Origin of the sequence: Niveispirillum sp. (assembly GCF_052437035.1) — a bacterium.
Classification (GTDB): Bacteria; Pseudomonadota; Alphaproteobacteria; order Azospirillales; family Azospirillaceae; genus Niveispirillum.
On sequence record NZ_JBQVOH010000002.1, the window covers coordinates 348,951 to 360,864 of the forward strand.

The window sequence follows — 11,914 nt, forward strand, 5'->3', positions numbered from 1 at the left end:
AGTTGGCCCGCCCCTTGCATGGTGGTTCCAGTTGGAAATCCGAATGAATGAAAGAACCAGAATATGGTTGCGATCAATTCCATTGGCCCGATCAGCGAACTGACGACGAAGAAGATGGCGGCACTGACCGCTGATCAGATCCGTTCCTTCTCGCTGAGCGATATCGGCCAATTGACGAAGACGCAGATCGCAGCCGTGTCGGTCAAGCAGATCAGCGGGTTTTCTGCCGAACAGATCGGCGCCTTGAACAGCAGCCAGATCGGTTTTACCGCCGCACAGCTGGCCGCGATGAATGACGATCAGTTCAATGCGTTCGAGGCCGAGGATATCGCGGCCATGAATGTGGCGCAGATACGCGGGCTGACACCACGGGAAGTGTCGCTTCTGACCCCGGAAAAAATTGCCGCCCTGTCCGCGGCCCAGATTACCGCCTTCACCGCCCCGCAGATTAAGGCTTTCCGCACCGATCAGCTGGACGGGTTCAGCACCGATCAGATCGGCGCCTTTTCCGGCGCGCAGCTGGCGGCTATGACCGGTGACCAACTCAACAGCCTGTCCGAACCGCAGCTGAACGCCGTTTCCACCACGAAGCTGAAAAGCCTGACGACGGCGCAGCTGCGCCTGCTGAACAGCGATACGATGGGCCGGCTGACCACCGCGCAGGTGACGGCCCTGACCGCCAATCAGGTGAAAAGCCTGTGGCCGGAACAGCTGAACGCGCTGGATAGCGTGCAATGGACGGGCTTCACGGCCTCGCAGATCGGCAGCCTGACCGCGACCCAGCTGAAGGGCCTGTCGACCGACTCTGTGTCCGGCCTGTTGAGCAGCCAGTTGAAGGGCCTGACCGCCACCCAGATTTCATCGCTGAACACGACGCAGTTCGCCGCTTTGTCGGGTGAGCAGGTGGCGGAATTCAGCAGCGCGCAGGTGAAAGGCATCAACCAGGCGCAGTTCGCCGCCATGACGGATGAACAGCTGGTCTCCTTCTCCCCCTCCCAACTCACGGCCATGACGGCGGCGCAGGTGAAGTGGCTGTCGCCGGAACAGCTGTCGACCCTGTCGACCGATCAGATCGCCGGCTTCAACGCCACGCAGATGGCGTCGCTGTCCACGGCACAGTTCGCGGGTCTGAACGCCGACCAGATTGGCGCCCTGACCCCGGCACAACTTGCCTCCCTGTCGGCGGCAAAGATCGCCACCCTGACAGGCGCCAAGCTGTCGGCCATGAGCACGACGCAGATGGCGGGCCTGACGGCCAACCAGATCCGCGCCTTCACCGCCGATCAGTTGTCAAACCTGACCGATGATCAGTTCGCGGGCATGGGCAAGGCGCAGATCGCCGCCCTGACCACGACCCAGATCAAGTCCTTGGCGGAAGGCCAGCTTGCCGGTATCACCACGACCCAGATCGCGGGCCTGTCCGCCGGCCAGATCGGCGCAATGACGCCGGAGCAGGTGTCCGGCCTGGGGGATGCACAGGTTACGGCGCTGACGCCCGAACAGCTGCGTGCCCTGACCACGACCCAGCTGAACGCCCTGGGCAGCGAACAGATCGGTGCCCTGACGGCGCGGCAGGTCGCGGCCTTCAGCCCCACCCAGGTCCGGGGCCTGTCGCAGGACCGGCTGGTCGATCTTTCAACCACGCAGTTGAATGCCCTGACGGCGGCGCAGCTGGCCTCCCTGACCGCAACGCAGATGGGATCGCTGACCGATACGCAGCTGGCGGGATTGACCACCACGCAGCTGCGCAACTTCACCGCCACGCAGGTTGGCGCCCTGACGCCCGAACAGATGGCGACGCTGGGCACCACCACCCTGGCGGAACTGAGTGCCGCGCAGGTGCGGGGCCTGTCGGGTTCCCAGGTCATGGCCATGAACAGCACCCAACTGTCGGCCTTGACCCGCACGCAGGTCGCCAGCCTGACGGCGACGGCCCTGTCCGGCCTGACCAATGCGCAGATTTCCGTCCTGACGGCGGAACAGCTGGCAGGGCTGACCACGACACAGATGGCCGCCCTGAATGACGGGCAGGTGGCGGGCCTGACCGCCGACCATATCGCCAATTTCAGCAATGATCAGGTCAAGGCCTTGTCGCCGGCGGCCCTGGCGGCCCTGTCGGCGGATCAGGTGGCGTCCTTGTCCGCCACACAGATCGCCACCCTGTCCGGCACCCAGGTCAAGGGCATGACCGCCGATCAGATCGGCAGCCTGACGACAACGCAGCTGGCCGGCATGACCACGACCGGCATCAGCAGCCTGACCACCACCCAGATATCCGCCCTGACTGGCGACCAGATCGCCAGCCTGTCGGCGGCCCAGATCAAAAGCCTGTCATCGGCCCAGATCGCGGTTCTGCAGGCCGAAGAGATCACGGCCCTGACGCCCGAACAGATCAGCCAGATGTCGGTGGCTCAGGTGAAGGGCCTGACAACCGATCAGATATCGCTGCTGACCAATGATCAGGCCGCGGGCCTGACCCCGGCGCAGCTGGCCGAACTGTCGGCGACGCAGCTGAACGCCATGAATGGTGAGCAGCTGGCGGCCCTGACGCCTGAACAGATGATGGGCCTGACAGGGACGCAGCTGGCCGGACTTTCCGAGGAACGTATCGGCCGTCTGACGCCGACCCAGATTGCCGACCTGTCGACCAATCAGGTGAAGGCCCTGACGGTCGGGCAGCTGAACAGTCTGGGCGAATTGCAGATAAAGGCCCTGCGCCCGGAACAGATCGCGGCCATGTCCACAGGCCAGGTGGCGGGGATGAACGGCCTTTTCCTGTCCACCCTGTCTGATGAACAGTTCGGCGGCCTGACCCCGTCGCAGATTTCGGGCCTGACGGTGGAGCAGCTGAACGCCTTCACCGACAGCCGCTTTGCCGGCATTTCCGCCGATCAGCTGAGCAACCTGACCCCCGCCCAGATTGGCGGGTTGAGCCTGAACCGCATCTCGGCTCTGGGCGCGGAACAGTTCGGCAGCCTCAGCGTGGCGCAGTTGCGCGGGTTGAAGGCTGATCAGCTGTCCGTTCTGCATACCGGCCATATCAATCAGCTGACCGTGGCAAAATTTGCCGAGCTGTCGCCCAGCGCCCTTGGTGGCATGACGGCGGACCAGTTGCGCAACCTGAACCCGGAACTGTTGAGCGGGATGACGGCACCACAGATTGCCGGCCTGTCGCCGGACCAGATGGATGCCCTGTCGCGCGAACAGCTGGGCGGCCTGACGGCAACGCAGATGGGCGGTTTCACGGCGGCACAGCTGGCCTCCCTCAGCCCGGATCAATTGTCGGGGTTCCGCCCCGATCAGATCGGATTGCTGCCGACAGCGGCCATTGCCGGCCTGACAGCGGGGCAGATCGGGTCCCTGTCCGCCGACCGTTTGCAGGGCTTGACCCCGTCACAGATCAGCGTGCTGACCACGGCACAGATGGCCGGTTTCGGCAGCGAACAGGTGGACGCCCTGACGGAAGATCAGGTCAAGGCCCTGTCGCCGGCGCAGTTCGCCGCCATCGATCCGGTGACCATGCCGATGCTGCGTGCTGACCAGATCCAGGCGATGAGCGTCGGACAGTTCGCGGCGCTGGGCAGCGCCCATATCGGCAGCTTCTCGGAGTTCCAGTTCCATGTGATGTCGCCGGCTCAGATCGGGGGGATCAGCACCGCTGCCGCCGCCGGCCTGCGTCACCCGCAGCTCAACAACATGACCTCCGCACAGATCGGCGCCCTGTCAGCCGCCCACATCAAGGCCATTCCGGCCTCGCAGCTGTCCGGCATGGATAATGAACGGCTGATCATGCTGAGCGCCACCCAAATGGGGGGCATGACCGCCGCCCAGGTGAACGCCCTGTCCACCGACCAGATCAGCCGGCTGTCCAATACCCAGATCGCCGCCATTCAGCCGTCGGTGATCAGCGGCATGTCGTCGGGCCTGCTGAACGCCCTGTCCACCACCCAGATCGCGGCGTTGAGCACGCAGCAGGTGGCGGCCCTGACGGCGGATCAGACAGCGGCGCTGGATGCCACCAAGTTCCACGCCATCGCCAGTGGCCGCCTGTCCTCCATGACGGCGGGCCAGATCGGCGCCCTGACGCAGGCCCAGATCCAGGCCTTCACCACCACGGAGATCGCCTCCCTGACCTCCACGCAGCTGGGCGGCCTGACGGCGACGCAGGCGGCCTACCTGAGCAATGACAAGGTTGCGGTCTTGGACGCCAACCAGATCAAGGGCCTGTCCGCCGGCTTTGTCGCTGCACTCAGCACGCAGCAGGTGGGTGTGCTGTCGGGATCGCAGCTGAACGCCCTGACCAGCACACAGTTCGGCGCCGTGACCCCGACCCAGATCGCCGCCCTGTCGCCGGCGCAGTTGGGCCAGTTGACGGCCAGCCGCCTGAACGAGATGAGCGCCACGCAGCAGGCCTCCATCACGGGCCTGCAGTTCGACCAGCTGTCCAGCACCCAGCTGTCGGGTCTGGCCACCACCTTCCTCAGCCGCATGACCTCCACACAGCTGGGGTCGATGCTGACCACCCAGATCTCCGCCCTGTCGGCGGATCAGCTGGGGGCGCTGGCGCCGTCGGCGCTGGCGGGGCTCAGCAACGGTCATATCGCCGTGCTGTCTTCCACCCAGGTGGCGAGCATGAGCAATGCCCAGCTTCAGGCCCTGTCGGTGGAACAGGTGCAGTCGATGACTACGGGCGCGGTCGGCGGCCTCAGCGCCAGTCAGCTGTCGGGCCTGCTGCGGGTGCAGCTGCGCGGCATGACGAACCAGCAGATTGCAGCCCTGTCGCCAGGGCAGATTGGCGGGATCAGCAATGCCCAGGTCGCCAACCTGTCGGGAACGCAGCTGCAGTCCCTGACCACCGCACAGTTCGCACAGCTGACGCCGGGGCAGATCGCCGCCATGTCCACCACCCAGACCGGCAGCCTGACCCCCGCACAGGTGGGGCAGTTGAGCGCCCTGCAGATCACCGGTGTGACGGCGGCGCAGGTGGCGGGTCTGACCAGCGGTCAGATTGCGTCCCTGTCCACCTATCAGATCCACTCCATGTCCACGACCCAGATTTCCGCCTTCACCCCGGCCCAGGTGTCGGGCATGACGGCGGAGCAGCAGCAGGCGCTTCAGGACGCGGTGGCGTGATGTGAAGAGGCCCTTGAAGCCGCTAAATAGCGGCGCGGCGGGCGAATTCGGTGCGCTTGGCTGCGACCTCCATCTGGGCGCGCTGCAACGCCTCCAGCTCCGTGGCGGTCAGCAGGTTTTCGATGACGGTACCCAGATGGTGATGCATGGCGGCGCGGGCCTTGCGTGGGTCGCGGCTGCGCAGCGCATCGACAATATCGCGATGGTCATCGATCAGGGGGCGCACCCCCACCTCACGCGACCGCTCCAGCATGGTCCGGCACAAAGGTGACTTGTCACGCACATCCCACAGGGTTTCGACCACCAGCGTGATGGCGCTGTTGCGTGTACTTTTGGCGATAGCGACATGGAAGCGGCGGTCGGCCTTTTCGCCCGACACGTTTTTCAGATTTTCGTCGGCCATGTCGGCCAGGATGATGTCCAGCTCCGCCAACTCCTCATCCGTGATGGTGGTGGCGGCCAGTGCCGCGGCTTCCCCCTCGAACAGGCGCCGCGCCTCGGTCAGTTCGAAGGCGCCGATATCCAGGTCCTGGGCGGCGGCGGCCACCGCCCCCTCGGGCCGGCGGTTGGTGACATAGATGCCCGACCCGTGACGTGCCTCAATCAGCCCCATGATGTCCAGCGCGATCATCGCCTCACGCACCGTGGGGCGGCTCACCTCGAACTCCTCCGCCAGATCACGCTCCGGCGGCAGGCGCTGACCGGGCTTGTAGGTGCCGGACTGGATGGCGGTGGAGATGGCCGTGACGACTTTCTGGTAAAGCTTGCGGCCGTCGTTCTGCGAGATCATGGCGATAGGGGCTTCTGGTCGATGGGGAGCAGATGATAGCGCAACCAGCAGGCGGGCGCCAACCGCATTGGTTAATGTCCTGACCAATGCGGTCATGCCAATGCCGAAGCGTCAGGTGACGGGCATCCCGGTCAGACCGCGATGGGCCACGACGCGGCGCAGGGCCGCCTCCATCGCGGCTTTTTCCTCCGCCGTCAGGATGGCGAAGAACTCCGCCTCGTTCTGGTCGGCCAGCCGGGCCAGGGTAGGCACCAGGGCACGGCCGGCATCGGTCAGGGAAAGGGTGTGGGCGCGGCCATCATCGGGGTCGGCGGTGCGGGCCAGCAGCCCCTTCTCCAGCAGCCGGTCGGCCAGCTTGGAAATGGCCCCGCGCGTCATGCCCATGCGGTCGGCCAGCCGCGACGGGGGCAGGGGATCGGCGCCATGCAACTCCCTCAGCATCACCCATTCCGCTACCGTCACCCCCTGTCCGTCCAGCCGGCGGGCAAAGGCGGCGGAAACATGGTTGGAGACCAGCCGTAGCCAGTAACCCAGATGATCCTGCAAGCCGGCAGGGGCCTTATCGGTCGGCATCGCATCCTCCTTGTTGACAAGGAAACTAGCCGTCTGGCCACGCCCGATCAACCGCCCTGTGCGGCGACGGGGGGAGCTGTTATCAAGAAAGCCGTCGCCCACGCCCACCCGGAAAGCCCGCCGCCCATGCCGACCCTGTTCGACCTTCTGCCCTTTGACACGATGGTCACCTTCGTCACGGCGGCGTTGCTGCTGGCCTTTGCGCCGGGGCCGGACAATCTGTTCGTCCTGACGCAATCGGCGCTGAAAGGGCCGTGGAAGGGCGTGGTGGTGACCTTGGGCCTGTGTACCGGGTTGATCGTGCATACGGCGGCGGTGGCGCTGGGCGTGGCGGTGATTTTCCAGACCTCGGCCCTGGCCTTTACCGGCCTGAAGATCGTGGGCGCGCTCTATCTGCTGTACCTGGCCTGGGGCGCGTTTCGGGCCAAGCCGGAAGCGCTGGGCGAGGGCGCGGCGGAGGCACCGGGCGAATGGGGCCGGCTGTACCGGCGCGGCATCCTGATGAACATCACCAACCCCAAGGTCGCCATCTTCTTCCTGGCCTTCCTGCCGCAATTCACCGCCCCCGACCGGGGCAGCGTGACGGTGCAGATGTTCGCGCTGGGCGGATTGTTCATCCTGTCGGCCCTGGCCGCCTTCTCCACCATCGCCTTTGCCGCCGGCGGGATCAGCCGCTGGCTGCGCGCATCCGACCGGGGGCAGGTGCTGCTGAACCGGGTGGCGGGGCTGGTCTTTGTGGGGCTGGCCGTGAAGCTGGCGATGGCGGAGCGGTGACATCATGGGAGGGGGTCGGTCCAGACCTTGAACCCGGCTAGCGTGTTGGCCCCGAAGGTGTGGGTCAGGGGGACGTCGGCGGCGTCGCGGCCCGTGGCGATCAGGATGCGGCCGATGCGCCGTTGATTATTGCGCGGGTCGAACACATGCCAGCGCCCGCCCAGATACACCTCTATCCAGGCGGCAAAATCCATCTCCGCATAGGGCGGCGGCTGTCCGATATCGCTGATATAGCCGGTGCAGTAACGGGCGGGGATGTTCATGGCGCGGCAGAAGGCGACCGCCAGATGCGCATAATCCCGGCAGACGCCGCGACGCTCCGCATAGGCCTCCGACGCGGTGCGGGTGGGGCGGGAATGTTCATAGCCGAAGCGGATATGGTGATGCACAAAATCGCAGATGGCCTGCACCCGGCCCCAGCCCATGGGCGCGCCGGCGAACAGCCGCCAGGCCTCCGCCGACAGATTATCCGTCTCGCAATAGCGGCTGGGCAGCAGATAGAGCAGCGTGTCGGCGGGCAAATCCTGCACCGCATGCTGCACGGCGGAATAATCGACGGGATCGGGCAAGCCATCATCGCGGATCACACTGTCGGTGCCCAGCACCAGCCGCCCCGCCGGGGCCAGCAGGCGCGAACACCAATTGCCGAAACTGTCACGGTACGACGTGATGGGCACCGCCGGCTGGGTGATCAGGTGATCGGGCCGCTCCAGCTGCGCCACGCGCGAGTAATGCACGTTCAGCATGACGATCATGGCCGTTTCGTGCGGGAAATCATAGGTCAACTGGCAACCCAGATGGATGCGCGGCATGCCGCCCCCTTGGTCGGAAATGTCTGCCGGACAAGCGGAAAGGTTCCCCCTGCTGTCTTGATGACCGTTCCCCGCGCAGGGCACGATGACCGCGCCCGACCCGACCAAGGGCGCAAACACCATGCTACGCCCCATGTTGCACTGCGGCCATGGTTAAAGCGGGGGAGCCGTGGGAATTTGGTGGGAGCTTGGGTGCGGCGGGCCTGTGCAACAGTGTGAAACACGATTGCGGGTGCGGTTTCGCGGACGGCGGTGGGCGGCGTCTGCGCAACGCTGTGAAACATAAAATGCGTCTCTGTTGCGGGGCGGGTGAGGCGGATGGGGGCGGGACGGCCTGCCTGCGCAACCCTGTGAAACATGCCGAGGCCCGATGTTGCACCGGACGCGGCGAGGTGGGTGGGGCCTGTGCAACATTGTGAAACACGAATTCTGTGTCTCACCGGTGGGGTGCAGCGGTTCCTGCGCAACGCTGTGCAACATGCCGTGAAGGGATGTTTCACTGCGGATGGGGGTGCGGGTCGCCGGGGTTGGATGCCGCAATGCGGGGTGATGGGGTGGGGGTGAGGCGGCTTGCATGGGTGTAGTGCCGGAGTGGTTGATAGGATGAAAAGCCTATCATGGATGGGGTGGGGCGGACAGAGTCAGGGCGGGCGGTGGCTTGACCTTTTTCGCCGCTTGTCGCCTATGATGATGCATGGACGCCAACACCCACCCGATGGACCGCGACGAGGTCCTGAACCGCCTGCGCCGGCATCAGCCGGCGTTGCGGGCGCTGGGCGTGCGCCATCTGTCCCTGTTCGGGTCGCTGGCCCGGCGGGAGGCAGGGGCCGACAGCGACGTGGATGTGCTGCTCGATATCGACCCCGCCACGCCCGTGTCACTGCTGGGCATCGTCCGCATCCAGAACGACCTCTCCCGCCTGCTGGGCCGCCCGGTCGATGTGGCCGAGGCGGCGGCGATGAAGCCGGAGATGCGGGAACGGGTGCTGCGGGAGGCGGTCAGTGCCTTCTGAACGGCCCCGGCAGCGGTTTCAGGATATCATCGACAATATCGACCGGATCGACAGCTACATCGCCGGGATGGATGCGGCGGGCTTTCGCCAGGATCAGAAAACAATCGACGCGGTCGAACGCTGTCTGTCCCGGATCAGCGAGGCGGCGGTAAAGCTGGGGGACTTGGCCCCGCAGCTTGTACCCGAAATGCCCTGGGCCGATATCAGGGGTATCGGCAACCACCTGCGCCATGGCTATGACGCCATCAGCCCTGATCGTATCTGGCTGACCTTGAGCAGTGATTTACCGGCGTTGCGGGCGGCTTGTGTGAGGGTGGTCGGGACGCTGGGCGGGTAAGCGGGTGAGTGCCGCAGTTTGGCGCGGTCATTGCCCGGACTCCCACCGTTTCAACTCTTCCAGGTCCATTGGTTCCAGAAAGTCCAGGGGCGTGCCCGGCTTGCCTTTCAGGAAGCCGATCTTGAAGGTGGGGGCGGGTGGGGCGGTGGTTGTCCCACCGCTGTGCAAGGGTGGGGTGTTTTGATGCGTCGTATCATCCATGATCCGCCCCCGCCCATATCCTGTCGCAAACCGGGATAGGGTGGCAGACAGGACGGGAGAGTGGAAGGGCCTTTGCCGGGCTGCCGTCAACATGCAATAATGAATCAATTAACAACCGAAGGGGGTAATGGTGATGCAATTTGGGCCGATTTTGGGCCATCTAGGGTGGTTTGGTTTGGCGATCAATGAAAAATTGTAATATCTTCGAAAACATTATATTGGTTATCGTGAAAGAGATTTATTCTGTGGAGGCTGTTGTGGTCAAAAATCGATCCAATATTCAGTCTGATCAAACTCGTTGTCTTTCTGGGTTTGAGGCGGCGAATTTAAAGGTGGCAAGAGCCAAGCGTCATTACGAAGAGCTTCACGGTATCTTGTCGAACTATGTGGCTTCGTCTCCCTTTAGGCTGCGTGTGTGTTATGATAACGAAAAGGAGAATACAATAGTTAAGGCACACTTGCTGTCTCCAATACCCAGTGCTGTTTCAGCAGTAGTTGGCGACATATTTCACAATATTAGATCATCTCTTGATGTAGCAATTTACGGAGTCCTTGAAAATAGGGTTGAAAACAGGAGAAGTATACAATTTCCATTTTCGGCCGATGAGTTAAATTTGAAGTCAAGGATGCAAAAGTGTGAAATAGACAAAGGGCCAATAGAGCTATATAATTTTATTGTATCAACTCGACCGTTCAAGTTAGGTAATGAGGTTCTATGGTCTGTTAATGAGCTAAACAACCTTGATAAACATAGAATGATCTTGCCAGCTCTAACAATTACATCTATCCCCGTAAATATATTGCATGATATTCACCCTGCAATTCCAGATATTATTGGGGGTGCAGTATTTATTTGGTCTTCCTCTGAAATTTTTCGTATACCATTGAAAAATTTGAATAGAGTTGGTCGAAGAATAGAGAGGATCTATCACCGAGATATAAGAAATGATAACTTATTCAAATTGTCAATAGAATTACCTAGCGGGCGCTTTGTTGATTTCCTTGAATTTTTAGATAATTCAATAAATGAAATTTCGAAAACCTTACAAGACATGAAAAAAATTTGTGAAGTACTATGAATATTATAATATAAAATCCAATATATGTAATATACTTAAAATTTAATACCTTGCAAAATTATTCTAATTTTACTTACTTCTACGCAAACAACCGCCGATCAAACGGCACCCGCATGGCCTCTTCAATCCTGAACCCGCCGGCGTCTGCATGCAGTGGGTTCAGGAGCAGGTTCCAGACGCCGGGGATGATGGCGCTGGGGACGCGCAGCAGACAGGTTTCGCCTCTGGCGAGCCATTCATCCCCAACCCGCCGTGTGACCGCCGAGTTCTCCACCCAATTGTCGGGCAGGGCGGGGCAGTCGGTGATGGGGGCGTCGCCGACGACTTTCAACAGGGTGTAATGGGTGGGCAGGTCCTCGACCCGCGTGACCTCAATATGGACCAACACCTCCAGCAAGGCGCCGGGCTGGCTTTCGGCCAGATAGACGATGGGGCGGCCCCGGCTGTGCCAGCGGCCAGCGGCTTTCAGGCCGCCGATGCCGCGCAGGTCGGCATGGTTGCTGATCCGCCAGAGGATCACGCGAAGTAGCCCTCGTCGATGCTGTAGAGCAGTTCTTCCACTGCCCGCGCACCGGGTTCGGTGTCGAGAAGGTCGATCGGGGCCTCGTTACCCAGGCTGCGCTTGGGGGAGGTCAGCCAGGACAGGGCCTTCTGCCGGTCGCCCATGACGGTTTCGGCCAGGGCCAGAATGCTAGCGACGCGGTAGGCGCGTTCGCTTTCTTCCTGGGTTAACGGCTCCTGCCGCTGGCGGCGATGTTCCAGGGTGCGGCGGGGGATGACGCGGTGCAGGATGCCGAAATCAATCCCGGCCCGGCCCAGGCGGGCGATGACGTCGGGGGAGAAGCGGTTGCGGACCAGACGCATGGCATCCAGGTCAGATGCCGGGCGTTCGGCCAAGCCCAAGAGGCTGCCGACGATTTCCCATTGGCGGTCCTGAAGTGTCAGGTCGGTCATGGTCTGCCCCTCCGCAAATTGCGCTATGCAATATGGCATCTTGCGAGGTGAAGGACAAGGTCCGGGGCGGATGGGGCGTGTGGACGGGGACAGGAGTCATGTCGGCGCTGATCGCGCCTGACGCTGGGTCCCGGCTTATCAAGGGGATGACGGTTGGTAGTGGGGGAGGGTGTAGGAGGTTGGGGGGCGGGGTTCCCTCACCCTCCCGTCGGCGGGCGCCGACGGGCCCCTCCCTCTCCCACTTTCGTG

Annotated in this window: 11 protein-coding genes; 5 read left to right on the forward strand and 6 right to left on the reverse strand. The window is 62.8% G+C overall.

Annotated features, from left to right (window positions below; translation table 11 throughout):
- The first annotated feature begins 63 nt into the window (after positions 1–63).
- Complete coding sequence (locus ACT6Q8_RS06710) at positions 64–5,133, forward strand: hypothetical protein (RefSeq protein WP_444734576.1); 5,070 nt, start codon at positions 64–66, stop codon at positions 5,131–5,133.
- Positions 5,134–5,155: 22 nt separating this feature from the next.
- On the opposite strand, the gene ACT6Q8_RS06715 is transcribed toward ACT6Q8_RS06710, so the two are convergent.
- On the reverse strand, positions 5,156–5,923 hold the full coding sequence (locus ACT6Q8_RS06715) for a FadR/GntR family transcriptional regulator (protein ID WP_444734577.1): 768 nt from the start codon (positions 5,921–5,923) through the stop codon (positions 5,156–5,158).
- Between the two features lie 111 nt (positions 5,924–6,034).
- Positions 6,035–6,496, reverse strand: a complete 462-nt coding sequence (locus ACT6Q8_RS06720; protein WP_444734578.1) for a MarR family winged helix-turn-helix transcriptional regulator — start codon at positions 6,494–6,496, stop codon at positions 6,035–6,037.
- 126 nt (positions 6,497–6,622) lie between these two features.
- On the opposite strand from ACT6Q8_RS06720, the gene ACT6Q8_RS06725 reads away from it, so the two are divergent.
- A complete protein-coding gene (locus ACT6Q8_RS06725; protein WP_444734579.1) occupies positions 6,623–7,270 on the forward strand; it encodes a LysE family translocator in 648 nt (215 codons plus the stop codon).
- 2 nt (positions 7,271–7,272) lie between these two features.
- On the opposite strand, the gene ACT6Q8_RS06730 is transcribed toward ACT6Q8_RS06725, so the two are convergent.
- Positions 7,273–8,082: a transglutaminase-like domain-containing protein gene (locus ACT6Q8_RS06730; protein ID WP_054166142.1), complete on the reverse strand. Its 810-nt coding sequence runs from the start codon at positions 8,080–8,082 to the stop codon at positions 7,273–7,275.
- Positions 8,083–8,776: 694 nt separating this feature from the next.
- Between ACT6Q8_RS06730 and ACT6Q8_RS06735 the strand changes: the two genes are divergently transcribed.
- Together ACT6Q8_RS06735 and ACT6Q8_RS06740 are read left to right on the forward strand one after the other, a co-directional pair.
- A complete protein-coding gene (locus ACT6Q8_RS06735) occupies positions 8,777–9,094 on the forward strand; it encodes a nucleotidyltransferase family protein (RefSeq protein ID WP_444734580.1) in 318 nt (105 codons plus the stop codon).
- The gene (locus tag ACT6Q8_RS06740) at positions 9,084–9,431 is read left to right on the forward strand and encodes a HepT-like ribonuclease domain-containing protein (protein ID WP_444734581.1); all 348 of its coding nucleotides are present in this window, start codon (positions 9,084–9,086) and stop codon (positions 9,429–9,431) included. The genes ACT6Q8_RS06735 and ACT6Q8_RS06740 overlap by 11 nt, the downstream gene beginning before the upstream one ends.
- A 27-nt stretch (positions 9,432–9,458) precedes the next feature.
- Here the strand turns inward: ACT6Q8_RS06740 and ACT6Q8_RS06745 are convergent, their stop codons facing one another.
- Complete coding sequence (locus ACT6Q8_RS06745; protein ID WP_444734582.1) at positions 9,459–9,632, reverse strand: hypothetical protein; 174 nt, start codon at positions 9,630–9,632, stop codon at positions 9,459–9,461.
- Between the two features lie 227 nt (positions 9,633–9,859).
- Here ACT6Q8_RS06745 and ACT6Q8_RS06750 point away from each other — a divergent pair, with 227 nt between their 5' ends.
- Positions 9,860–10,711 carry a hypothetical protein gene (locus ACT6Q8_RS06750; RefSeq protein WP_444739358.1) on the forward strand — a complete coding sequence of 284 codons (852 nt, stop codon included), beginning with the start codon at positions 9,860–9,862 and terminating at the stop codon, positions 10,709–10,711.
- 79 nt (positions 10,712–10,790) lie between these two features.
- Here ACT6Q8_RS06750 and ACT6Q8_RS06755 read toward each other — a convergent pair whose 3' ends face one another.
- Positions 10,791–11,231, reverse strand: a complete 441-nt coding sequence (locus ACT6Q8_RS06755; RefSeq protein ID WP_444734584.1) for an RES family NAD+ phosphorylase — start codon at positions 11,229–11,231, stop codon at positions 10,791–10,793.
- Entirely contained in the window at positions 11,228–11,665 is a 438-nt protein-coding gene (parS, locus tag ACT6Q8_RS06760; protein WP_054166140.1) for a type II RES/Xre toxin-antitoxin system antitoxin, read from the reverse strand. The genes ACT6Q8_RS06755 and parS overlap by 4 nt, the downstream gene beginning before the upstream one ends.
- Positions 11,666–11,914 lie beyond the last annotated feature (249 nt).

Bases quoted from the DNA above. Each gene is read 5' to 3' on its own strand.
- ACT6Q8_RS06730 (WP_054166142.1), bottom strand. From the start codon at position 8,082: ATGCCGCGCATCCATCTGGGTTGCCAGTTGACCTATGATTTCCCGCAC.
- ACT6Q8_RS06735 (WP_444734580.1), top strand. From the start codon at position 8,777: ATGGACGCCAACACCCACCCGATGGACCGCGACGAGGTCCTGAACCGC.
- ACT6Q8_RS06725 (WP_444734579.1), top strand. From the start codon at position 6,623: ATGCCGACCCTGTTCGACCTTCTGCCCTTTGACACGATGGTCACCTTC.
- ACT6Q8_RS06710 (WP_444734576.1), top strand. From the start codon at position 64: ATGGTTGCGATCAATTCCATTGGCCCGATCAGCGAACTGACGACGAAG.
- ACT6Q8_RS06745 (WP_444734582.1), bottom strand. From the start codon at position 9,632: ATGGATGATACGACGCATCAAAACACCCCACCCTTGCACAGCGGTGGG.
- ACT6Q8_RS06720 (WP_444734578.1), bottom strand. From the start codon at position 6,496: ATGCCGACCGATAAGGCCCCTGCCGGCTTGCAGGATCATCTGGGTTAC.
- parS (WP_054166140.1), bottom strand. From the start codon at position 11,665: ATGACCGACCTGACACTTCAGGACCGCCAATGGGAAATCGTCGGCAGC.
- ACT6Q8_RS06715 (WP_444734577.1), bottom strand. From the start codon at position 5,923: ATGATCTCGCAGAACGACGGCCGCAAGCTTTACCAGAAAGTCGTCACG.